The following is a 21,136-nucleotide window of genomic DNA, read 5'->3' on the forward strand; positions in this document are numbered from 1 at the left end:
CTCCACCCGGCTTCCGGGCTCACCCCCCCCCGTGCCCGCCCCGGCCCTCACCTATGCCCACAAACCCCCCCCAAAACCCCGGGCCTACGGCCGGGGGGCCTCGCCGGGGGGGCCTTCCCCCCCCCTCGACGCCCCGGCGGCGGCATTGCTGGCACCGTATCTTGGAGCCGTCCGTTCGCTCAATCCGGACGGCGGCGTGAAAAAATACCCGGGTTCGCCGCTGATCGCCCGGCACCTGCTGCGCAAGCAGGACCGGCTGTCGGCGGTCGAGCTGCACCCTAAGGATGCTGCCAGGCTGAAGGCGCTGTTCGACGGTGACTTCCAGACCCGGGTGATCGAGCTCGACGGCTGGCTGGCGCTCGGCGCGCATCTGCCGCCAAAGGAGAAGCGCGGCCTCGTGCTCATCGATCCGCCTTTCGAGGAAGAGGGCGAGTTCGGTCGCTTGGTCGACGCGCTGCAAAGAGCCCATCGGCGCTGGCCAGGCGGCATTTACGCGCTGTGGTATCCGCTCAAGGACCGCAAGGCGGTCGCCGCCTTCCGAAAGGCGCTGAAGCAAACGGGCATTCCCAGGCTGCTCGACGTCGGCTTTGAGATCAGGCCGGCCTCGGTCGAGCCGAGCCTCGACGGCTGCGGCATGGTGATGGTCAATCCGCCCTTCACCCTGGAGGGCGAGTTGCGGACGCTGCTGCCGGCGCTGCACCGGCTGCTTGCTGTCGAGCAGCCATCGCATTGGACGCTGGACTGGCTGGCGGGAGAGTAGTTTGAGGTGCGGTCCTTGCCGTTCCCTCAGCGCAACCATCGTCACCGTAACCATCGTCACTACAACCGCTTGACCGCGCGTCAGCGAATCCGCACAGTGCGCGCAGTCGACCTTGAGAGGCTGCCATGACTCGCTTCGCCCAATCCGCCCTTGCCGCACTGCTCGCCGTTTGCACGCCGCTGGCTGCGCCTCTCGGCGTTACTCAGGCGGTGCAGGCCGCCGACCTTGCAATCTATACCGATGAGGACAGCGGCGTCTGCGGCGAGGCCTGGGTGCTGAACAAAATCACCGACCGCTTCTCGTATCAGGTGCATCACGTGCCGCATCTGCCGGATGTGCAGATCGTCGACTTCCAGCGCATCCACCAGCATCGCTATCTGCCGGCCGACGACACCTGGCCAATCGGCCGCCATTATTGCGGCGCCACCGTCAGCCTCTCCGACGGCCACGCCCGCACCATCTGGTATCTGATCGAGGAAGGCCAAGGCTTTGCCTCGATAGGCGACAATGTCGAATTCTGCGTCTCGGGCTTCGACCGCTGGATGGTCTACAACGGCCGCTGCCGCGTCCTGCGCTGAACCAGTGCCTTCCGATTCCCGTTGGATTGTTGCGTCACTTAGGTGGTCGAGAAAAGAAACACCTGACGGCCGTCAGGATCGCGGACGATCACACGCCTGCCCATAGCCGTCGCCTTGACATCCGCAATGATTCCAAAACCATTGGCCTTCGCGGCAGAAGCCGCTTCGTCCGCGTCGGTGACCTCGAAGCCGATCATCGTTCCCGCTCCTTCCGCCGTCGTTCCTTCGTTTGCCGGATAGAGTTCGATCGCGAGCCCTTGACCTTGGAACGCGAAATGTATCGGACCGGAGCCGTGCTGCTCTTGCCTGAAGACAATTCCGAAATTCGCATAGAAAGCCGCGGCTGATCTGGGGTCAGCCGAAAACCATGTGACAAATGCCAAGCTCGGCAAGGGGGGCATTCATACCTCTCTGGTGTGTGGACTGTCCGGCGCTTAAGGTCGGACGGAGGTTGCGAAAATCGTAGATTTCCATGCAGGTCAACGCCAACCGGCCACATCGATCACTTTGCGGGGAAACAGCACTACATGGATTCGCTTGTTTATATTGTTGCAATTGGGGCGGTCGTTGCAGGTTTCGTCCAAGGGCTGTCCGGGTTCGCTTTCAGCCTGGTTGCCATGTCGTTTTGGGTTTGGACCGTGGAGCCCCAGCTTGCTGCTGCCATGGCGGTCTTTGGGGCGCTCACCGGCCAAATCATCGCCGCCGTCACCGTCCGCCGGGGTTTCGACCTCAAGCTTCTGCTGCCATTCCTGATCGGCGGGACCATAGGAATTCCGGTCGGTGTCGCCATCCTGCCCCTGCTGGATGTGCACTTGTTCAAGTTGATCTTCGGCGCGCTGCTGGTCGTTTGGTGTCCCTTGATGCTTTTTGCCCGTCGCCTCCCTCCCATCACGTTCGGGGGTCCTGTTGCAGACGGTGCAATAGGTCTGGTTGGCGGCATCATGGGCGGGCTTGGCGGCTTCACCGGCCCGGTTCCAACGTTGTGGTGCGTGCTGCGGCAATGGGAAAAGGACAGGCAGCGCATTGTCATCCAGAATTTCAACCTTGTGACCCTCTCCATGACGATGGCCGCTTATCTTGCGACCGGAAAGATCAAGCTCGAAATGCTGCCGATGTTTGCCATCGTCGCGCCGGCGATGTTGATACCGACACTCCTTGGCGCGAGACTCTACATCGGCATCAGCGAAGCAACGTTTCGAAAGATCGTCCTCACGCTCTTGGCCGCATCAGGTGCGGCATTGCTGGCATCGGCCTTGCCGCATCTCATGAGCCGGGTTTGAATCCGACGTACAGAAATCCCCGACTTCCGCCGTGCCCTGCGCTATCGACCGATGCGGCCCGCGCCCGATAGGTAGGCGCAGATCAGTTCGACGAGTTGCTTTTGCAGCTCCGGCGCGGCGAGCATGTTCCGGCGTGCCGCGTTATGGATCACACCTTCGATCGCCGACGACAGCACGCGCGCGACGGTCTCCATGTCGGCGCCTTTCCTTGGCTTGCGATAGGCGGCGACGGCGGTCGCGTAGTGGTTGAGATATTGTGTCTGGAACGAAGCGTGGGCGGCCCTGGAGCCGCGATCGCCCGGCGCCTCGTCGAGCAGCACCTGATGCAGTGTCGGGTGAATGCTGTGCGCCGCGATCATGCCGCGCACCAGCTCCTGCGCGAATTTCCTGAGCGGCTTTTGGCCTTCCGCCGAATCGCGAATGACCGACAGCACATGATCGAAATGACGGCGCCGGACGGCTTCGAGCAGGGAAAGCTTGTCGGGAAAATACTGGTAGAGCGTGCCGATGCTCACGCCCGCAGTCTCGGCCACCTTGTTGGTGGTGAAGCCGGCCCAGCCCAGCCCGCTCAGAACATGAGCCCCTGCCTCGACGATCGCCTCTACGGTCGCCCTGGAACGCGCCTGGCGCGGCTGCTTGCGCATGCGCGGATACGGTTTTGCAATGCGAGTAGACACGCCCGCCCATTCTCCTGAAAATATGAACAACATACTCGCATTTCCAGAAAAGGACACCGACCATGAGTGCGCACGCCCTGCTTCGCAGCCTGTTTGCCTATCAGGCCTGGGCAAATGACGAACTGCTGGAAAGGCTCGTCAGTCTCGACCCGCCCGTTCACGGCAAGGAACGGCAGGCCGTGATACGGCTCATCGATCACAGCCATGTGGTGTCGCCGATATTCTCAGCCCACCTGGTTGGTGCAAGCCATGGCTACTCCGCCGACGCCAGCGAGGACACGCCGGCCCTCGACGAACTTCGTGCCGCAGTCGCGGCGACCGATCGGTGGTATCTCGATTATCTCGAAACCGTTTCGTCGCAACAGCTCTCCGAGCCCGTCGCATTCGTGTTCACCGACGGGGATAAGGCATTGATGTCGCGACAGGAAATGCTGACCCACGTCGTACTGCACGGCGTCTATCATCGCGGTGAAGCGGGGCGCATCCTGGCGCAGATTTCCGTCACGCCGCCATGGGATACCTTCGCCGTCCATCTCCACAGGGCCGAGCCTTCGCGCCGGCTGCAGAAGCAGCGCGAGCCGCTCGGCGCCTGAACGGCCGAGCGTTTTCGATTAGGAGATCGGCTCGACCGGATCTATCGAGCGATATCCTGTCTTTCAGAAATGCGAGCTATCTGCTTACTTTCATCGCGTCGTGCAAGATAGTGCAGCGGCGTGCTCGTCGCGTTGCTTCGTACTTACCTGTAGTTTATCGTTTCGGACAAGACGAGGCGGGCGACCGCCTTCGCTCTTGACAATGTTCGCGCTGAGCGTCGGACGTTGAAGCGCAGAGCTGGTCGAAAAGGTCCTGAGCTTGACGCGAAGACCGGTCGAGATAGAGCGAGCAGAATTTCTGTCGCAGAACTTCGCTGCGCGACACAAAGATTCGCCGCCGATTTTTGCACCGGTAAAATGGTCGCGCGCTCGCCGTAACCGAAACTTAAGCTGCAGAAATCATTCTAATGCTTCGCTGGCTAGCAAGCCGCGAGTCAGATATGCATTGCGCGCCGGGTCAATAACGGCCGTCGGCACAACGGAAGGGGCATGATATGGCTAAGCAGTCATCCAAAGCGCCGGCATCCAAGGCACCGGCAAAGAAAGCACCAGTAAAAGCAGCGGCGGCAAAGGCCGCAACTGCTGTGAAGAAAGCAGCACCCGCTGCCAAAGCGAAGGCCGCCGCGCCTAAGGCAAAAGCAGCGCCGGCGAAAAAGCCGGCCGCCAAGGCGGCAGCAAAACCAGCCGTGAAGAAAGCAGCACCTGCCAAGGCAAAAGCAGCACCGGCCAAGGCCAAGGCTGCACCGGCAAAGAAGGCGGCACCGGCCAAGAAGCCGGCTGCAAAGGCCGCTGCGAAACCCGCTGCGAAGAAGGCAGCACCGGCAAAGGCCGCCGCTGCAAAATCTTCCGCAGCAGTGAAGAAAGCAGCGCCCGCGGCCAAGCCGAAGGCAGCGCCCGCAAAGGCGAAGGCCAAGAAGTAGTCGCCGCTCTCCGATCGCCGGGGACAGTACTCAAGATAGCCAGGGCGGGATGCCGGACAGGCGCCTCGCTTGCTAGCTGACGGTCGGGCAGGACGAGAAAGAGGCGGGAGGAAGATGTCTTTTCGCAGCTCCCAGGACTTCGCCACGCGGCGAAGTCCGGTGGGATTTTCGTGGCTGCCAAAGACCAACCTTCGGTGCAAGGCCGAGTTGGTAGCTGATCGGATTTGGATTGTCCGACCTGCTCGCTTCTGCCGCCGCACCTCCGGCTCATCGCATCCAGATTGAAGTCGAGACAATGGCTGCGCGCTGGCGGCGCGGTTTTCCGCCTCTGGCCGTTGATGAAGCCAGCATGATCGGTCGTCAACAGTGCCCACGCACGAGCCCCAATCGGAATCGATTTTCGGTGAGGGTCATGCGCGAAGTCACAATGCTACCGCGTCCTCTTGCGCGTCCAACAGGACATATGGAGCTGTAGCCGGTAAACAGGAATCGACAATGCCCAGACTGCTCTACGCGTCTACTTCTCCCTACAGTTCCAAGGTGCGCATGGCAGCACTTCATGCCGGCATTGCGGTCGATCTCGTGCCGATAAAGACCGAGGAAAAGCCGGCCGCGCTGATCGGCGCCAATCCGCTCGGCAAGATCCCGGTGCTGGTGCTCGACGACGGCCGCTCGGTCCACGACAGCCGCGCCATCACCCAGCATCTCAACCGGATGTCCAAGAACGCATTGTTTCCGCGCAATCCCGACAAGCGCCTCGAGGCGGAGGTGCTGGAGGCGTTGGCCGACGGCATCTGCGACTGCGCGCTGTCGATGGTCTATGAGCGGCGCACGCGGCCCGAAGAGATGGTCTACCAGCCTTGGCTCGAGCGCCAGTGGAGCAAGATTTCGGCCGCGCTCGATCTGCTCAACGCCAACCCGCCGAAGCTGCCGAAGAAAATCACTGTCGGCCAGATCGCGCTGCGCGCTTGCCTCGGCTATCTCTCGCTGCGCTTCGCCGGAAAATGGGAAAAGGGCCGCGGCCGGCTGACGCGCTGGGCGGCACGCTTCGACGAGAAATTCCCGGAGCTGAAGCCCGGCATCCCGGCTTGAGGGCGGGGATGGCGAAGCTACCGATCTTCCCCTAATGCATGTCGCGCAAAAGTGTGCAGCGGTTTTGTGATAACGACATGCATAAAACAGGAACCTAAGGCGCGTCGCATGCCGCCGGTCGAACGCGACGCGCTTTAGCGGATTCCTGGCGGGGGAGGCGCAACGGCCAATTTCGACATGCTGGGAGTGAGCCGGGCCGGCGAGGCTGGAAGGTTGGTCTTGGGGGCATTTTGGTCGACAGACGTTCCGCCCAGTCTTATCGTCGCTTTCTCAAACGTAAGCCGGTGGGGGAGGGCGATTTGATACAGCGCTTGTTTGCCCTGATCATTTGTCTATCCGCGTGCACTGGCATTGGCCTTGAACTCAGCACCTTGATCAAGGGCGGTGCATCGATGCTTGGCTCGCTGTGGGTGTTGGTGGGATATTTCACGATCCTGACCAACGGTCTTGTCGCCATTGTATTCGCAGCCATAGCGCTCCTCGGGGAGCGTTTCGACCATCCAACGCTGGTGGCGTGGACGGCTGCCGTGATGGCCCTGGTCGGGGTGATTTTCGCGGTGTTGCTCCAAGGGCTGCGCACTTTGGCTGGCGCGACCGCCGAAGCAACCTTTCTGCTCCACCAACTCAATCCTGTCCTTGTCTTATTGTTCTGGCTTCTATTCACGCGAAAGGGGAGGCTCTCGTGGCGCGATCCGCTTCTATGGGCGCTCTATCCCCTGGCCTATCTCGCTTATGCCCTGGCTCGTGGTGTCGCTGAAGGGAAATACGCTTACCCGTTCATAGATGTGTCCGCCAATGGCTGGGTCGCAGTCATGTCGAATGCCGCCACTATCGCCCTCGGTTTCATCGCAGCAGCCGAAGTTCTGGTCCTGGTCGACCGGATGCTGGCTCAACGCTGACCTCGAGATCACGCGTGCCCATGCCGACAGGATGGGCACCGGGCACAAAAAAAGCCGGGCGCGAGGCCCGGCTTTTTCGTGTCGTGGCTTGGACGACTTAGAACTTCATACCGACGCCGAAAGTGACGCGATTGTCGGTCGACTTGACCTTGCCGATACCGTCGAAGTTCTTGTCGCCGAAATCGGTGTAGCGGTACTCGACACGGCCGAACACATTGTCGGTAATCTTGATGTCGGTGCCGACGCCGGCCGTCCAGCCGAGCATGGTGTTGGTGTCGCTGAAGCCGGCGGCTTCCACCTTCTGGTTCTTCAGCGCGCCACCGGCGGTGCCGTAGAGCAGGATTTCCGGGGTAACAGCGTAGCCGAGGCGAGCGCGCAGCGAGCCTTCGACGCCGCCCTTGGCCTCGATGCCGGCATCGTCGCCCTTGACGCCGTTATAGCCGATATCGGCTTCGGCACCGTAGACGAAGTTCTCCTGCTGCCAGTTGTAGCCGCCGAAGACGCCGCCGACGAAGCCCTTGGTATCGATGTCGACACCAACGGTTTTGGCATCGGCATGGCCGGCGAAGCCGTAGCCGACGCTCACACCGGCATAGGGGCCGGCCCAGGATGCGACCGGAAGTTCGGCGATCGGGGCAGGTGCCGGCGGCTCTTCCTGAACCACGTCCGCGGCATAGGCGGTTCCGCCGAGGGCGAACAGCCCAAACGCCACCGCGAGCGGTCGCGCAAATTTAAGATTGGCTTGCATTGTTCTTTACTCCTTAAGCCACAGGACACAGGCTTGTTTTTTCATGAGCGCCCTCAACCCGTCCGGGGGGTGAAACGGATCCGGCGTTCAACGGTTCCAAATGTCGTGTCGAAATGCGGCTGAAGCGAACCTGAACTTGGGTCATTCCCTGGCACGAATGAGGCAGAACCTTGACGTTGCATCTTCGCAACAGCGAGATGTCAGCAGGTTCGCCGTGCTGCACTGCACACGGCTTGGTGCAAGGGCTCCCGCGCCCTATATTGCGGTCGGGCTGGCCCGGATTCCGGTCGAGCCAGAATGCCGACCGGGCCACTTTGCCACAATCCTGCCCCAGGTGGAAATGGGATTTAACACTTGGCAGGCCATATTTTGCCGGCCCGGTCCCGGCAGGTCGGAATCGGCATCAGATTGAGGATTGACAGATGAGCAAGGTCGCCGCGACGGCACTGGTGACAGGCGGGGCGAAGCGGATCGGCAGGGCGATCGTCGAGGATCTTGCTGCGCACGGTTTTGCCGTCGCCATTCACTGTAATCGCTCGCTGGCCGAGGCGGAGGCACTGGCGGCCGGGATCAACAGTGGTCATTTTGGTCGAGACGGCAGGGCCGCTGTGGTTGCTGCCGACCTGACCGACATGGACGCCGTCGGCAACCTTGTCGGCCGCGCGGCGGCGGCGCTCGGACCGGTGTCGCTGCTGGTCAACAACGCCTCGCTGTTCGAGCACGACAGTGTTGACGATTTCGACTGGCCGGCCTGGGATCGCCATTTCGCCGTGCATGTCAAGGCGCCGGCTCTGTTGGCGCAGACTTTCGCCCGGGCCTTGCCGCAGAGCAGTGAGGGGTTGATCGTCAACATGATCGACCAGCGCGTCTGGCGGCCGACGCCGCGTTATTTCTCCTATGCGCTGTCGAAGTCGACCTTGTGGGCAGCGACCGAGATGATGGCGCAGGCGCTGGGTCCCCGCATCCGCGTCAACGCCATCGGTCCGGGCCCGACCTTGAAGAACACGCGCCAGCACGACAGCGATTTCGACGCGCAGATTGCCGGCCTGATCCTGAAGCGCGGCCCGGAATTGCCCGAATTCGGTGACACCATCCGTTACCTCTGGGCGGCACGCTCGGTCACCGGCCAGATGATCGCGCTTGACGGCGGCCAGCATCTTGCATGGCAGACGCCCGATGTGACAGGCATGACGGAATGAGCCCCATGGACCAGAAACAAAAAACGCGCGGCGGCGCCGACGACCTGCCGCCCGAAATCGACCTCGAGGACGAGGCAGCCGAGGAGGTCGTCGAGCCTGCAGCCGCTGGTCCGGACGTCACCTTCACCGCCATCGACTGGACGCCGCATGCCGGCGATGCCGACGGCATGGTCGGCGCCGAGGTGATCCAGACGCTGGTCAAGCGGCTGCCCAACGCGCCCGGCGTCTACCGCATGATGAATGCCGCCGGCGACGTGCTCTATGTCGGCAAGGCACGCAGCCTGAAGAAGCGGGTCACCAACTACGCGCAAGGTCGGTTCCACACCAGCCGCATCGGCCGCATGGTGCGCGAGACGTCGACGATGGAGTTCGTCGTCACCCGCACCGAGATCGAAGCGCTGCTGCTTGAAGCCAACCTTATCAAGCGCTTGCGGCCGCGCTTCAACGTGCTGATGCGCGACGACAAGTCGTTTCCCTATATCCTGTTGACCGGCGACCATGTCTCCCCCGGCATCTACAAGCATCGCGGCGCGCGCTCGCGCAAGGGCGACTATTTCGGCCCCTTTGCCTCAGCCGGCGCCGTCGGCCGCACCATCAATTCGCTGCAGCGCGCCTTCCTGCTCAGGAGCTGCACCAACTCCTTCTACGAGAACCGCACCCGGCCTTGCCTTTTGTTCCAGATCAAGCGCTGTGCCGGCCCGTGCACCGGCGAGATCTCGCATGGCGACTATGCAAGGCTTGTCGCCGAGGCGAAGGATTTTCTCTCCGGCCGCAGCCAGAAGGTGAAGACGGAGATCTCCGCCGCCATGCAGCAGGCTTCGGAGAACCTCGATTTCGAACGCGCCGCCATCTATCGCGACCGGCTGGCGGCGCTGTCGCATGTGCAGAGCCATCAAGGCATCAATCCGCAGACTGTCGACGAGGCCGACGTCTTCGCCATTCATCAGGAGGGCGGCCAGGTCTGCATCCAGGTGTTCTTCTTCCGCACCGGCCAGAACTGGGGCAACCGCGCCTATTTTCCCAAGGCCGATCCGGCGCTCGAAGCTGGCGAGGTGCTGGGTTCGTTCCTGGCGCAGTTCTACGACGACAAGCCGACGCCACGCACCATCCTGTTGTCGTATGGCGTCGAGGACCAGGAATTGCTGGCGGAGGCGCTCTCCACGCGCGCCGGCCGCAAGGTGTCGATCTCGGTGCCGCAGCGCGGCGAGAAGAAGGACCTGACCGACAACGCGCTGCAGAACGCGCGCGAAGCGCTCGGCCGACGGCTCGCCGAGACCTCGACCCAGGCGCGGCTGCTCACCGGCTTTGCCGAGACCTTCGGCCTGGAAAAGCCGCCGGTGCGCATCGAGGTCTATGATAACTCGCACATCATGGGCACCAACGCCGTCGGCGCCATGGTCGTCGCCGGGCCGGAAGGGTTTGTGAAGAACCAGTATCGAAAGTTCAACATCCGCTCGACCGAGATCACGCCGGGCGACGATTTCGGCATGATGCGCGAGGTGATGCAGCGGCGCTTCTCGCGGCTGTTGAAGGAACATGGCGATGCCCCGCAAACCGAGAGTGCGGACGAGGCGAGCGCTACCGGACCGGGCGACGATGTCGAGGACGCCGGCGGCTTTCCGGCCTGGCCCGACGTCATCCTCATCGACGGCGGCCAAGGCCAGATGACGGCGGTGCGCAAGATCCTGTCCGATCTCGGCATCGAGAACCGCGTCGTGGCCATCGGCATCGCCAAGGGTCAGGACCGTGACGCCGGCCGCGAACGCTTCTTCGTCAAGGGCAGGGACTCATTCTCGCTGCCCGTACGCGATCCGGTGCTCTATTTCGTCCAGCGGCTGCGCGACGAGGTCCATCGCTTCGCCATCGGTTCGCACCGCGCCCGCCGCAAGAAGGAGATGGTCAAGAGCCCGCTCGACGAGATCAGCGGCATCGGCCCCGGCCGCAAGCGCGCGCTGCTGATGCATTTCGGCACGGCCAAGGCGGTCAGCCGCGCCGCCGTTGAGGATCTGGTCAAGGTTGACGGCATTTCCGAGCAGGTGGCGAAATTGGTCTACAATCATTTTCACGAGAGCTAAGATCTATTGCCGATATTTCGGCTGGCTAATCGATTCTGGCCTGTTGACCCCCCACATTCGCTTCTGATTTGACTAAGCAGGCAGAAAGAGTTCCCAAACATGGCCCAGCGCGCGTTCAACCTGCCTAACATGCTCACCTATGCCCGCATTCTGGCGGTGCCGTTGGTCGTGCTGTGCTTCTTCCTGGAAGGGCATCTGAAATCGAGCGACTTCGCCCGCTGGTCGGCGCTCATCATTTTCCTGCTCGCCTCGATCACCGATTACGTCGACGGCTATCTGGCGCGCGCCTGGCAGCAGACCTCCAATATCGGCAAGATGCTCGACCCGATCGCCGACAAGCTGCTGGTCGCCACTTGCCTGCTGCTGCTCGCCGCCGACACCGACCGCCATGCCGGCATCGCCGGCTGGTCGCTGTGGGCGGCGATCATCATCCTGTGCCGCGAGATCCTGGTCTCGGGTCTGCGCGAATATCTGGCGGCCCTGAAGGTCTCGGTGCCGGTGACGCAACTGGCCAAATGGAAGACCACCATCCAGATGGTCGCCATTGCCTTCCTGCTTGCAGGCCCCGCCGGCGACAAGATCTTTCCACTGACCACCCAGACCGGGCTGGTGCTGCTGTGGATCGCAGCCCTGGTCACGCTCTACACCGGCTACGACTATTTCCGCGCCGGCCTCAAGCACATCATGGACGAGTAACATGTCGACCAAGCTCATCTATTTCGCCTGGGTGCGCGAGCGGATCGGCAGACCGGAGGAAGACGTCGAACTGCCGGACGGCATTGAAACCGTCGCCGACCTGTTGCGCTGGCTGAAATCACGCGGCGAGGAATACGAGAACGCGCTGCAATATCCTGATGTGATCCGCGTCGCCATCAACCAGGAACATGTCGAGCACCGCGAGAAGATCGCCGGCGCGCGCGAGATCGCGCTGTTCCCGCCGATGACCGGTGGCTGAACCATGTCCGCGGTGGTGCCTGTGGTGCGCATCCAGGCGGAGGACTTCGATGTCGCCGCCGAGATCGCCAGGCTGACCCAGGGTCGCAACGACATCGGCGCTGTGGTGACCTTCTCCGGCCTTTGCCGCGACGAGCAAGGCAGGCTCTCCGCGCTTGAGCTCGAACATTATCCCGGTATGGCCGAAGCCGAGATTTCCCGCATCGCCGGCGAGGCAATCGAGCGTTGGCCACTGCAGGGCCTCACCGCCATCCATCGCCACGGCAAGATCGCGCCCGGCGAAAACATCGTGCTGGTGGTGGCGGCTTCCGCCCACCGGCAGGCGGCGTTCGAGGCCGCGAATTTCCTGATGGACTATTTGAAATCACGGGCGCCGTTCTGGAAGAAGGAACACCATAGCGACGGTTCGGAGGGCGGCTGGGTCGACGCCAAGGAGGCCGACGACAAGGCGGCGAGCCGCTGGAAACGAGACTGACCAGGCTTTCCGCGAGGCCTCAACCTTTGTCAGTGCCGATCAGACGATCGAGTGAAATCCGGCCGGGTCCCCAGGCCATGATGCCAAGCGCCATCGCCGCCCAGGTAAGCCGTCCGGCACGGTGAGCTCGATGATCAGCGTCATCAGCAGCAGCCCGAATGCCGCCAGTCGCGCCATCAGGCCGAAAACAAGGAGAACTGGCAACACGATCTCCGCGGATCCTGAGGCGAACGCCACCAGCCCAGGTGCCGGAAAATCGTAAGGGCCGCCCGGCAGATGTAGTTTGAGTTCCGAGCTGAAAAGCAGCACTGCGAAGCCGTTCAACTGTAGAAAACCGTCCCATTTGTTGACGCCGGATCGCCAGAACGGGACGGCGAGGGCGCAGCGCAGGACAAGCTGCGTCAGCGATGGCGTCGCGATCGTGCGCAGGGCGGCATTCAGCCTTTCGACGAAGGCGGCGACCCCTCGCGGTTTGGTGCTCGCGCTCTGCCCATCGCTCATCGTGCTCACCTTTCCTGATGTGCCGTCGTGAAGGCTCCCGCTTCCAGCACGCCGGCAATGTTGGCGGAAAGCTCGAATTCGCAAATGCCGCCGCGGCCGCCGCGCCGAGCGCCTCGCCCGCGATCAGATGCGAGATAAATACTGCGCCGCCGGGCGGCAGGTGGCGGACGAAGACCTCGAGGCCGGGCCGCGTGACCAGCGCATCTTCAGCGCCCGTTGCCTGGATCGGCCCAACAGGAGCCTCGTTCCGGTTTATCGCGAAGACCGTGACTGCCGGGAACCGGGAGCGCGCGACCCGCGTCGCCGGATGCGGCCGCAGCACGGTATCGGCAAGCCTCTCGCAAGGGATCGACGCCAGCGCCTCAGCCGACAGCGCGCCTCTGCGTCGGCGGCATGATAGGCGTCGAGCCAGGCCCGCTCGATGCGCGCCACGTCGGCCAGCCACGGCATCGACTGCGCGTATTCGTAGCGCTCGATGAAATCGGGAAAGTCGCGGCCATATTCGAATAGAAGCCGCGAGGTGGGTGGCGTTTCGCGGATGTGAAATCGCGCCATCGCGCGAAAGAAATCCGGGCCGGTGATGCGCAGCGTCGCTGGAAAGCTGGCGGCCAGCGCATCGATCAGGCTGACCGTGACGTTGTTGCGGTAGACGGCATATCGCTTGACCGCAGCCTTCCCATTCGGCCCCGAGACAGAGTCAGGCGGGGCATGGTCAGGATCGAGCAAACCGGCGGTGAATGCCGCGGCATAGTCAAACCGGCGGCCGAGATCGCCCGACTGGAGCTCATCCTGCGGCATGGGCTTTTCCGAAATAGCTGTCGGCATGACGGTCGAGGATGGCTTGGGCGGCGGCGGCCTCCGCCTTGAGCACCGGCCACTCGGGAATGTCGCTGTCCCATTCGATCAGCGTCGGCAGTGGCCCGCATCGGCCGATGACGGTGTCGAAGAGCTTCCAGACCGCGTCGGCAACCGGGCCGTCATGGCTGTCGATGAGCAGCAGGCCGCCCTCGTCGTCCTCCTGCTTGGCGTGCCCGGCCAGATGGATTTCGCCGACATGTTCGAGCGGGAAATCCGCGAGATAAGAACGTGCCGAATAGCCGTGATTGGTGGCCGAGACGAAGACGTTGTTGACGTCGAGCAGCAGGCCGCAGCCGCTACGCCGAACCAGCTCGCGGATGAAATCCGTCTCGCTCATCGTCGATTCCGCAAAAAGCACATAGGTCGAAGGATTCTCGAGCAGGATCGGGCGGCCGATCGTGCCCTGCACCTCGTCGATGTGATCCGCCACGCGCGAAACCGTTGCCGGCGTGTAGGGCAGGGGAAGCAGGTCGTTGTAATAGGTGGTGTCGTGGGTCGACCAGGCGAGATGCTCAGAAACGAGCGCCGGCTCGTAGCGATCGACCAGCGCCTTGAAACGACCGAGATGCGCCTTGTCGAGCGGCTGCGGGCCGCCGATCGACATGCAGACGCCATGCAGCGAGACGGCATAATTGCGGCGGATGCAGGCGAGCGCGTCGTGCGGCGGGCCGCCGGCGCCCATGTAGTTTTCCGCATGAACCTCGAAGAAGCCGCTTTGGGGGCCGTCGGCGAGGATTGCAGTCAGATGCTCATGCTTGAAACTGGTGCCGGCAAGGCCGGCGACCGGGTGCGCCGGAAAGCGCGAGGTCTTCAACATGCGAGATGCTGGACGAGTCGGTCCGCTCATCGTCATCGCCGCTTTCCGGGCAGGTTGCATCGCTTACGATGGGACGTCGCGGGTCAGCTCGGTGGGTGAGCCCTTGCGGCCGCCGGGTAGGTCCATCGTCGTGCAGGTGCCGCCGTCGACGAACTTCCAGGCGTTGCCTTGGTAGTCGATGGTCGACGTACCTTGGCAGGTGGTTCCCGGGCCTGCCTTGCAGTCGTTCTGTCCCTTCAAGGCGACGCCAAAGCACTTCTCCTTGCCGGCGTCCATCGCCATTCATTGACCGCAATCCTGCGAAACCCTTTGCCGGAAGGGGAGCAGGATCATGCTGGACAGGATCGCCGAGTTCTTCATCTTCGGACTGGTGCCGCTGGCCGTCGGCATACTGGCCGTTCCGGATCATTCCGTGGCTGCCGAAAAGACCCTCAAGGGCAAGGTGATGTATCGCGAGCGCATCGCGCTGCCGCCTAATGCCGTGCTTTCCGTGCAGCTTGCCGACGTTTCGCTGGCCGACGCGCCGGCTGCAATCATCGGTGAGCGCAAGGTGGTGCCGGCCGGCCAGGTGCCGATCAAGTTCGAGATCAGCTTCGATCCGCAGGTGATCCGGCCTGATATGACCTACGCTCTGCAGGCGCGCATCACTGTCGACGACCGGCTGCTGTTCGTCACAGGTGCGCGCCACCAGGTCGACCCGCTCAGCGACGCGCCACAGACCATCATGCTGAAAATGGCGGCGCCGAGCGCCGAGCCGGCGACAGCTTCCGTGTTCGGCCAAAGCTGGCTGGTCGAATATATCGACGGCATCGGCGTGATTGCCGAGCCGCGGGCGACATTCCGGATCAGCGAAGCCGGCAAGGCCGGCGGCAGCGGCCCTTGCAACGTCTATTTCGCCACCGCCAAAGTCGATGGTTCGACGATTACCATCAGTGACATCGGTTCGACCTTCAAGGCCTGCGCGTCCGAGACCATGGCCGAGGAAAAGGCGCTGTTCGAGGCGCTGGCCAAGGCAGCGTCGTACCATATCGACGCCGGCAAGCTCATCATCGCCGACAAGGATGACCGCGTCATCCTGCGGTTCAATGCTGCGAGTTGAGACTTGTCGATATTCAGGTGAGGCCTGCACCGGCTCGGCCTGCCCTGATTCTCAACAGGCCTTGGACCGTTCCGAAACGATCACACCTGTGGTGGCTGCGCAGGCGTCAGGCCGAAGCGGCGCATCAAAGGCTGGCTCGCCGGAAGAGATAGCGAAGGTCGTGGCCTTCCTTGCTTCCGATGACGCCTCGTTTGTCTCAGGCCACGGCCTGCTCGCCGATGGCGGCTATTCGGTCGCCTGATCGGCCGCATGCCGATCACGTTGTGTTTCAGGGGGAATAAACTGGGCAGAGCGCGCGTTACGTCCTCATACGATGGCGGGTAAGGCAAAAGGGATGTTTGTCCCTTCGTTGAAGCCGCCAGAATGGCTGCGGCTCGTTCTGGCCTAACTCAAAGGAGTCCAGACATGAAAACGCACGCGCTTATCCTTGCCGCCACCGGTGCATCGCTCCTTGCCTTCACCGGCCTTGCCAAGGCAGACGACCATCTGTTCGACGCCCTCCAGCATGGTCTCAGTCCTGACAGCCAGCCTTTCCAGACCAACAAGGCTGGTCATAGCGGCGATCTCGCGCCCGGGCAGGGCAGCCCGTTCACCGGTCACGATACACAGACGCCGGCCACCGACACGGAAGCGGCGAACGAACATGCGAACGTGAAGGAACGCCAGGCGAAATAGACTGGCAGAACCCGCCGCTAGGGGGCGGCGGGCGAGATCTATCGGGGCGACGACCGCATACACCAGGCATTCTCAATTTGTCGCGAGTTTGAATACCGCGCCGTAGTGGTAGGGCGGTATGTCGACCAGCCCGGCGAGCTTGAACCCGCTTGCTTCCACCGCCGCGGTGGTCTGTTCGGGTGACAGCCTCAGCTCGGTCTTCGGTCCGCGCGGCTCGCCCAGAACCGTGGTCTGCTCGCGCGGCTTCTGGTGCCAGTTGACGATGGCAAAACGACCGGCCCTGCCAAGCGTCGCCCGCACGGCGCGGGCAAGGCGCGGCCGGTCCGGAACGCCATGGAAAGCGTTGGCCATGAAGACGAAGTCGACGGGCCGGGGCACCAGCCTGGCAAGCTCATAGGCGTCGCCCGCCACAAACTCGCAATTGCTCGCGCCTCCGTCGGCCAGCCGCCACCGGGCGACTTCGAGCAGATCGGCATCGATGTCGATGGCGATGACCTGACGAACGACCCTGGCCATTGGCAGCGTGAACCAGCCGTCGCCGCAGCAGAGATCGACCACATCCATGCCGTGCTTCATTCCCACCGCCGTCAACACCCCGGCAGGGTCGGGCCACAACGCCTCCCACCAGCCACCGGTCGGCATCTCGGTGCCCTGGAACAAGCCGGGAATGGTGCTGGTCATGGCCTGGTCGGCTCCGTTGTCGCGACCGCGTTTGATCCGTGCCCTCGAGCTTAACGCACCCATGACCCGTCGAGGAGCCTGAACCTGAAAATGTCTGCTAACGAAAAAGGCCGGCGTTGCGCCGGCCTCTTTGATGGGTTCGGGATGCCGGCTTAGCCAACGATCTCGGTGTCCGAGAACCAGTATTTGATCTCCTGCGCGGCGGTTTCCGGCGCATCGGAACCATGCACGGAATTCTCGCCGATCGACAGCGCGTGCAGCTTGCGGATGGTGCCTTCGGCGGCGCTTGCCGGATTGGTGGCGCCCATCACTTCGCGGTTCTTGGCAATGGCGTTCTCGCCTTCCAGCACCTGCACGATGGTCGGGCCCGACGACATGGACTCGACCAGCTCGCCGAAGAACGGACGCTCCTTGTGGACGGCATAGAAACCTTCCGCCTCGCGGCGGCTCATCCACACCCGGCGCGAAGCGACCACGCGCAGGCCGGCATCTTCCAGTATCTTGGTAATGGCGCCGGTGAGATTGCGGCGGGTCGCGTCCGGCTTGATCATGGAAAAGGTGCGTTCGAGCGCCATGGGATCGTCCTTGTGATGGAGAGTGGAATTGAGGGTGGCGGGCTCTATACAAGCCGCCCGCCGGCTTGCCAAGGGGAGGTGGGCGCACAGCGCGTCGCCGTCAGCCAGACCCAATGTGTCATAGCTCAATCTCGATCGTCAGATTGGCCGTGTCGCCAGCCCCAAGGCCTTCGCGGACCCGCACCGCCGTCTTGATCGGCAAGAGCAGGCTGCCGGATTTCTTGTCGGGAAACAGCGATGTCCGCCATCTGGTCTGGCCGATGACGGCTTCCACGCCAAGCGAGCCCCAGGGCCTTGCCATCCCTACCATCGCCGTCTTGATCCAGGCTCCAGGTTCCGGCGGCAGCGTCACGAAATGCCAGCCGCCCTTGCCCGGATAGACCCAGATCTCGGCCTGCACGTCGCAGCGAAACATTCTATGCCCCTTCCTCAGATCAAGGCCGTCACGACTGGCTTTGCCTTTGGTCTCTTGTTGGCGATGCTGACGATTGGCGAAACATCCATGACATCCATTCTGCCCTGCAGGGGAGGAGTCATTCTCCCCTGCAAAGAGAATGGCTTCCCTGCAAAGAGAATGGCTTTCCTGCAACGAGAATGGCAGCGCCGCCGTTGCACTACCGTTTTGTCACGATCGAAGCGCGCCGGACTTCCCAGCCTTGCCGTTCCAGTTCCGGCACGCTGTGTTCCTCGCTTGGATAGCCGACGCAGAAATAGCCGATCAGCGTCCACTCCGGCGGTGCGTCCAGGATCGTCACCATCTCGACCGGATCGAGGATCGAGACCCAGCCCATGCCTATTCCTTCGGCGCGCGCCGCCAGCCACATCGTGTGAACCGCCATGACAGCGGAATAGTCTATGGTGGCTGGCATGGTCAGGCGGCCGAGCCCATGCCCTTGCTCGGTTGCGCGGTCGGCGAAAACCGCAAGCTGGCAGGGCGCCTCATTCAGGCCGGCAAGCTTCAGGCGCCCATAGAGCGCGGCGCGTTCACCGCAAAAATTTGCGAGTGCCTCCGCGTTGCAGCGCTCGAAGCATGCCCTGACGGCGGCGCGGCATGCTTCGCTCTCGACGATAACGAAGCGCCAGGGCTGGCTCAGCCCGACAGACGGCGCGGCGCTGGCAAGCTCGAGCAGCCGCTCCAGCGCCCCTTCGGGGAGCAGCGTCGGCTTGAACCGCCTGACGTCGCGTCGCCACAGGAAAAGATTGGCGAGCCCGGCGCGAAAGTCGGCCGGGAACTCTGGGTTTGCGGTCATGGCGCGCTGCCTCTGTTGTGATTGTCCGGTTCGCCGGACTTTCGTCTTGTTTGCTTCGATCCGGGCAGTGATGAGGCGCTTCGAGCGACACGTCGTCTACCCGCATTGTCGCATTTCGCCGGGGCGGCAATTCTAATGCATGTCGCGCAAAAGTGTGCAGCGGTTTTGCGCTAACGACATGCATCAAAACAAGAACCTAAAGCGCATCGCATGAGGCCGGTCGAACGCGACGCGCTTTAGCCGAGGCCCGGCGACATTGCCGCCATCTGCGCCGTTGGACCTTGATCGGCAAACAAAACCCGCCTCGGCAAGCCGGGCGGGTCGTTGGAGCCAATTAGCACCATACCCAGATTAGTAGCATAGCTGCCGGCACAAAGCAAGAACAAAATGTGGCGCCGCTGTAAAACTGCCGATTTCAACTCTCAAGCGAGGCGAGCGCCGCCGGCGCGACGGTGCGGCCGAGGCCGCCATGCAGATCGAGGCATCGTTCGAACCATTGCGCCACGACGTCGCTGTCGTCGAGCAGCCGGTAGGGCGTGGCGATGCGCGCCCATTGCAGCGCGCCGAAAACGATGTAGTCGGCAAACAGCGGCGACGGGCCGCCGATGAAGGGCTGATAGCCAAGCATCGAGCGGAGCGGCTCCAGCGAGGCCCGGAAGCTGGCGAGCCCAGCGTCGCGGGTGGCGTATACCGCCTCCAGGCGCTTGCCGAAGCGCTGCTCGCGGTTCTGCCGGAAATAGGCGGCGTTCGCCTCGTCCTGCATGGCGTGCAGGTCCAATATCGCAGCGGTGGTGACGTAGGGATGGATGGTCAGCTGCGACCAGCGTTCGATGAAGCGCGCCGTCGCCTTGCCGCCGTCGCCGGAAAACAATGTCGGCCGCTCGGGATAGGCCTGCTCGAGATAGAGCGCGATAGCGAAGGAATCGGCGACCACCGTCTCGCCGTCGCGGATCACCGGAACGAGCTTCGAGACGCCGCCTTCCACCTTCGGCACTTCGAGAAAACGGGTCGGCACGCTGGTGATGTCGAGCCCTTTGTGGGCCAGCGCCATCGCCGCCTTCCAGCAATGTGGGCTGAACGGGCGGGCGGCGTCGCGTCCGACAAGGTCGTAGAGCAGAATGGTCATTGGCGGCAGCGTCCTCGCAGTCTAACTATGCCCGAAACAGACCCACGCGAAACAGGGTCTCGCAGGTCGAGAGAAGAATGAAACAGCATTTCAGGATGTTTGCGGCCTACAATCAATGGGCCAATGGCCGCATCTACGATGCCGCCGCCGATCTCGACGAGGAAGAGTTCGACCGCAATATCGGCGTCTTCTTCGGCTCGATGATGGGAACGCTCAACCACCTCCTGGCAGCCGACCGTATCTGGATGAAACGCTTCACCGGCGAGGGCGACGCGCCGGCAAGGCTCGACACGATCCTGCACCGCGCCTTGCCCGGCTTGCGGCTGGCGCGCGAGGCCGAGGACAAACGGATCATCGACTGGGTCGACGGCCTGAGCGACAAGGCGCTGTCGGGCCGCTTCTCCTACATGACCGTCTCGGATATGCGCACCGTCTCGCAGCGGCTGGCGCCGGCGCTCGACCACTTCTTCAACCACCAGACCCACCACCGCGGCCAGGCGCATGCGATCCTGACCATTCTGGGCAAGCCAAGCCTCGGACTGGACCTGACGATGTTCCAGCGCAGCGAGGAGGGCAGGGCATTCGCCTGAACCTGGGGCGGCTGGGGAAGCGGTGGATAGGGGACGATCTGCCGAGATTGCAAAACGCGCCAAAACATTTTATGGAGCGCACGGTCGTGAGGGCGGCCGCTTCAGCAGCATTCAGCAGCAACAGCGAGAATTGGCACGCATGCCCAATGAACCCTTGCGCCTTGTGGCGTTCTTCGCCGTGGTCCTGGCGCTTCTCAACTCCGGTTATTATTTCCACCAGGGCGACATTGTCGCGACCATCTATTTCATGATCGGCGCCATTCTTGTGACTGCGGTGACCCGGATGAGCATCAGAAGGCAGCTGATTTAGGATCTGCCGACCTAAAACCACCGACAACGGACCGCATCTCCGGCCGGCCATGATGACGAAGAGGTTGCGTCAGGCGGCGTAGCCGCCGAGGCCCCGGGCGACCGGCTTGACCGAGACTGCCGGCTGGGCGGCCGGCCAGAGGATGCCGGCCGTCACGGCGAAGGTGATCAGGGCGTCGCGTGCCGCTTCGGCCGAGATCTCGCCGGCGCGTGCCGCCTCGCAGGCCTTTACCGCGGCGCCATAGCTCAGCCGCCGGCGCGAAGGCGGGAACTCGGTCAGGAACTCGTGCATCTCGGAGAACGAAGCGATCGTCCGCTTGTAGCCGGCGCCAACGGTTAGGGCGACCGGTGTGGAAAACGTCCTGTCGTGCATTCTGGCCTCTCGAATGGGCGGAGGTCACGGCG

26 protein-coding genes and 4 pseudogenes are annotated in these 21,136 nt (G+C 63.0%); 16 read left to right on the forward strand and 14 right to left on the reverse strand.

Annotation, left to right across the window (positions count from 1 at the left end; translation table 11 throughout):
- Positions 1–124 precede the first annotated feature (124 nt).
- Both NKH89_RS18075 and NKH89_RS18080 read left to right on the forward strand, forming a co-directional pair.
- Positions 125–760 (forward strand): annotated as a pseudogene (locus NKH89_RS18075) (23S rRNA (adenine(2030)-N(6))-methyltransferase RlmJ); the annotation flags it as partial.
- 125 nt (positions 761–885) lie between these two features.
- Complete coding sequence (locus NKH89_RS18080; protein WP_352481793.1) at positions 886–1,338, forward strand: hypothetical protein; 453 nt, start codon at positions 886–888, stop codon at positions 1,336–1,338.
- Positions 1,339–1,376: 38 nt separating this feature from the next.
- Here the strand turns inward: NKH89_RS18080 and NKH89_RS18085 are convergent, their stop codons facing one another.
- Complete coding sequence (locus NKH89_RS18085; protein ID WP_352481792.1) at positions 1,377–1,739, reverse strand: VOC family protein; 363 nt, start codon at positions 1,737–1,739, stop codon at positions 1,377–1,379.
- A gap of 126 nt (positions 1,740–1,865) precedes the next feature.
- Between NKH89_RS18085 and NKH89_RS18090 the strand changes: the two genes are divergently transcribed.
- Positions 1,866–2,618 carry a sulfite exporter TauE/SafE family protein gene (locus tag NKH89_RS18090; RefSeq protein ID WP_023719803.1) on the forward strand — a complete coding sequence of 251 codons (753 nt, stop codon included), beginning with the start codon at positions 1,866–1,868 and terminating at the stop codon, positions 2,616–2,618.
- A gap of 41 nt (positions 2,619–2,659) precedes the next feature.
- Here NKH89_RS18090 and NKH89_RS18095 read toward each other — a convergent pair whose 3' ends face one another.
- A complete protein-coding gene (locus tag NKH89_RS18095; RefSeq protein WP_502895886.1) occupies positions 2,660–3,295 on the reverse strand; it encodes a TetR/AcrR family transcriptional regulator in 636 nt (211 codons plus the stop codon).
- A 62-nt stretch (positions 3,296–3,357) separates the two neighbouring features.
- Between NKH89_RS18095 and NKH89_RS18100 the strand changes: the two genes are divergently transcribed.
- Positions 3,358–3,888 (forward strand): DinB family protein, encoded by a 531-nt coding sequence (locus NKH89_RS18100; protein WP_031194232.1) that lies wholly within the window; start codon positions 3,358–3,360, stop codon positions 3,886–3,888.
- A 457-nt stretch (positions 3,889–4,345) separates the two neighbouring features.
- On the opposite strand, the gene NKH89_RS18105 is transcribed toward NKH89_RS18100, so the two are convergent.
- The gene (locus tag NKH89_RS18105; RefSeq protein WP_352909458.1) at positions 4,346–4,954 is read right to left on the reverse strand and encodes a hypothetical protein; all 609 of its coding nucleotides are present in this window, start codon (positions 4,952–4,954) and stop codon (positions 4,346–4,348) included.
- A gap of 349 nt (positions 4,955–5,303) precedes the next feature.
- Here NKH89_RS18105 and NKH89_RS18110 point away from each other — a divergent pair, with 349 nt between their 5' ends.
- Together NKH89_RS18110 and NKH89_RS18115 are read left to right on the forward strand one after the other, a co-directional pair.
- Entirely contained in the window at positions 5,304–5,900 is a 597-nt protein-coding gene (locus NKH89_RS18110; RefSeq protein ID WP_023719799.1) for a glutathione S-transferase family protein, read from the forward strand.
- A 230-nt stretch (positions 5,901–6,130) separates the two neighbouring features.
- Positions 6,131–6,799 (forward strand): Pr6Pr family membrane protein, encoded by a 669-nt coding sequence (locus NKH89_RS18115; RefSeq protein WP_352481788.1) that lies wholly within the window; start codon positions 6,131–6,133, stop codon positions 6,797–6,799.
- Positions 6,800–6,896: 97 nt separating this feature from the next.
- Here the strand turns inward: NKH89_RS18115 and NKH89_RS18120 are convergent, their stop codons facing one another.
- The gene (locus tag NKH89_RS18120; RefSeq protein WP_023719797.1) at positions 6,897–7,547 is read right to left on the reverse strand and encodes an outer membrane protein; all 651 of its coding nucleotides are present in this window, start codon (positions 7,545–7,547) and stop codon (positions 6,897–6,899) included.
- Between the two features lie 422 nt (positions 7,548–7,969).
- Between NKH89_RS18120 and NKH89_RS18125 the strand changes: the two genes are divergently transcribed.
- The 5 genes from NKH89_RS18125 to NKH89_RS18145 all read left to right on the forward strand — a co-directional run bounded on the left by NKH89_RS18125 (position 7,970) and on the right by NKH89_RS18145 (position 12,250).
- Positions 7,970–8,746 carry an SDR family oxidoreductase gene (locus NKH89_RS18125; RefSeq protein WP_023719796.1) on the forward strand — a complete coding sequence of 259 codons (777 nt, stop codon included), beginning with the start codon at positions 7,970–7,972 and terminating at the stop codon, positions 8,744–8,746.
- A complete protein-coding gene (uvrC, locus tag NKH89_RS18130; protein ID WP_352495590.1) occupies positions 8,743–10,821 on the forward strand; it encodes an excinuclease ABC subunit UvrC in 2,079 nt (692 codons plus the stop codon). The genes NKH89_RS18125 and uvrC overlap by 4 nt, the downstream gene beginning before the upstream one ends.
- Before the next feature lie 99 nt (positions 10,822–10,920).
- Entirely contained in the window at positions 10,921–11,517 is a 597-nt protein-coding gene (pgsA, locus tag NKH89_RS18135; RefSeq protein WP_352909459.1) for a CDP-diacylglycerol--glycerol-3-phosphate 3-phosphatidyltransferase, read from the forward strand.
- Position 11,518: 1 nt separating this feature from the next.
- A complete protein-coding gene (gene moaD / locus NKH89_RS18140; RefSeq protein WP_352495589.1) occupies positions 11,519–11,776 on the forward strand; it encodes a molybdopterin converting factor subunit 1 in 258 nt (85 codons plus the stop codon).
- Positions 11,777–11,779: 3 nt separating this feature from the next.
- The gene (locus NKH89_RS18145; protein WP_352909461.1) at positions 11,780–12,250 is read left to right on the forward strand and encodes a molybdenum cofactor biosynthesis protein MoaE; all 471 of its coding nucleotides are present in this window, start codon (positions 11,780–11,782) and stop codon (positions 12,248–12,250) included.
- Between the two features lie 19 nt (positions 12,251–12,269).
- On the opposite strand, the pseudogene NKH89_RS18150 reads toward NKH89_RS18145, so the two are convergent.
- The 4 genes and pseudogenes from NKH89_RS18150 to NKH89_RS18165 form a co-directional block, all read right to left on the reverse strand.
- Positions 12,270–12,751, reverse strand: a pseudogene (locus NKH89_RS18150) (DoxX family protein).
- A gap of 5 nt (positions 12,752–12,756) precedes the next feature.
- Positions 12,757–13,549, reverse strand: a pseudogene (locus NKH89_RS18155) (HvfC/BufC family peptide modification chaperone).
- Complete coding sequence (bufB, locus tag NKH89_RS18160) at positions 13,536–14,456, reverse strand: MNIO family bufferin maturase (RefSeq protein WP_352909463.1); 921 nt, start codon at positions 14,454–14,456, stop codon at positions 13,536–13,538. Before bufB ends, NKH89_RS18155 begins: the two are co-directional and overlap by 14 nt.
- Before the next feature lie 33 nt (positions 14,457–14,489).
- A pseudogene (locus NKH89_RS18165) lies at positions 14,490–14,705 on the reverse strand (BufA1 family periplasmic bufferin-type metallophore); the annotation flags it as partial.
- A 52-nt stretch (positions 14,706–14,757) separates the two neighbouring features.
- Between NKH89_RS18165 and NKH89_RS18170 the strand changes: the two are divergent.
- From NKH89_RS18170 to NKH89_RS18180, 3 genes are all read left to right on the forward strand, one after another.
- A complete protein-coding gene (locus NKH89_RS18170) occupies positions 14,758–15,525 on the forward strand; it encodes a YbaY family lipoprotein (RefSeq protein WP_352909465.1) in 768 nt (255 codons plus the stop codon).
- Positions 15,512–15,766, forward strand: coding sequence for an SDR family oxidoreductase (locus NKH89_RS18175; RefSeq protein ID WP_352909559.1), 255 nt, complete (start codon positions 15,512–15,514; stop codon positions 15,764–15,766). Before NKH89_RS18170 ends, NKH89_RS18175 begins: the two co-directional genes overlap by 14 nt.
- 164 nt (positions 15,767–15,930) lie before the next feature.
- Positions 15,931–16,200, forward strand: a complete 270-nt coding sequence (locus tag NKH89_RS18180) for a hypothetical protein (protein WP_023719785.1) — start codon at positions 15,931–15,933, stop codon at positions 16,198–16,200.
- A gap of 72 nt (positions 16,201–16,272) precedes the next feature.
- On the opposite strand, the gene NKH89_RS18185 is transcribed toward NKH89_RS18180, so the two are convergent.
- The 5 genes from NKH89_RS18185 to NKH89_RS18205 all read right to left on the reverse strand — a co-directional run bounded on the left by NKH89_RS18185 (position 16,273) and on the right by NKH89_RS18205 (position 19,832).
- On the reverse strand, positions 16,273–16,881 hold the full coding sequence (locus NKH89_RS18185) for a class I SAM-dependent methyltransferase (RefSeq protein WP_352909466.1): 609 nt from the start codon (positions 16,879–16,881) through the stop codon (positions 16,273–16,275).
- A gap of 152 nt (positions 16,882–17,033) precedes the next feature.
- On the reverse strand, positions 17,034–17,456 hold the full coding sequence (ndk, locus tag NKH89_RS18190; RefSeq protein WP_023719783.1) for a nucleoside-diphosphate kinase: 423 nt from the start codon (positions 17,454–17,456) through the stop codon (positions 17,034–17,036).
- A gap of 118 nt (positions 17,457–17,574) precedes the next feature.
- Positions 17,575–17,871 carry a DUF1905 domain-containing protein gene (locus tag NKH89_RS18195; protein WP_352909467.1) on the reverse strand — a complete coding sequence of 99 codons (297 nt, stop codon included), beginning with the start codon at positions 17,869–17,871 and terminating at the stop codon, positions 17,575–17,577.
- Positions 17,872–18,070: 199 nt separating this feature from the next.
- Positions 18,071–18,706 carry a 5,6-dimethylbenzimidazole synthase gene (gene bluB, locus NKH89_RS18200; RefSeq protein ID WP_352909468.1) on the reverse strand — a complete coding sequence of 212 codons (636 nt, stop codon included), beginning with the start codon at positions 18,704–18,706 and terminating at the stop codon, positions 18,071–18,073.
- A gap of 415 nt (positions 18,707–19,121) precedes the next feature.
- Positions 19,122–19,832 (reverse strand): glutathione S-transferase family protein, encoded by a 711-nt coding sequence (locus tag NKH89_RS18205; RefSeq protein ID WP_352909470.1) that lies wholly within the window; start codon positions 19,830–19,832, stop codon positions 19,122–19,124.
- A 77-nt stretch (positions 19,833–19,909) separates the two neighbouring features.
- Between NKH89_RS18205 and NKH89_RS18210 the strand changes: the two genes are divergently transcribed.
- Both NKH89_RS18210 and NKH89_RS18215 read left to right on the forward strand, forming a co-directional pair.
- The gene (locus NKH89_RS18210) at positions 19,910–20,422 is read left to right on the forward strand and encodes a DinB family protein (protein WP_352457652.1); all 513 of its coding nucleotides are present in this window, start codon (positions 19,910–19,912) and stop codon (positions 20,420–20,422) included.
- Between the two features lie 139 nt (positions 20,423–20,561).
- Complete coding sequence (locus NKH89_RS18215; RefSeq protein ID WP_023677663.1) at positions 20,562–20,732, forward strand: hypothetical protein; 171 nt, start codon at positions 20,562–20,564, stop codon at positions 20,730–20,732.
- 69 nt (positions 20,733–20,801) lie between these two features.
- Here the strand turns inward: NKH89_RS18215 and NKH89_RS18220 are convergent, their stop codons facing one another.
- Complete coding sequence (locus tag NKH89_RS18220) at positions 20,802–21,104, reverse strand: DUF982 domain-containing protein (RefSeq protein ID WP_352452964.1); 303 nt, start codon at positions 21,102–21,104, stop codon at positions 20,802–20,804.
- Between the last annotated feature and the right edge of the window lie 32 nt (positions 21,105–21,136).

This window comes from Mesorhizobium sp. M0923, assembly GCF_040319365.1.
In the GTDB taxonomy this organism is placed as follows: domain Bacteria; phylum Pseudomonadota; class Alphaproteobacteria; order Rhizobiales; family Rhizobiaceae; genus Mesorhizobium.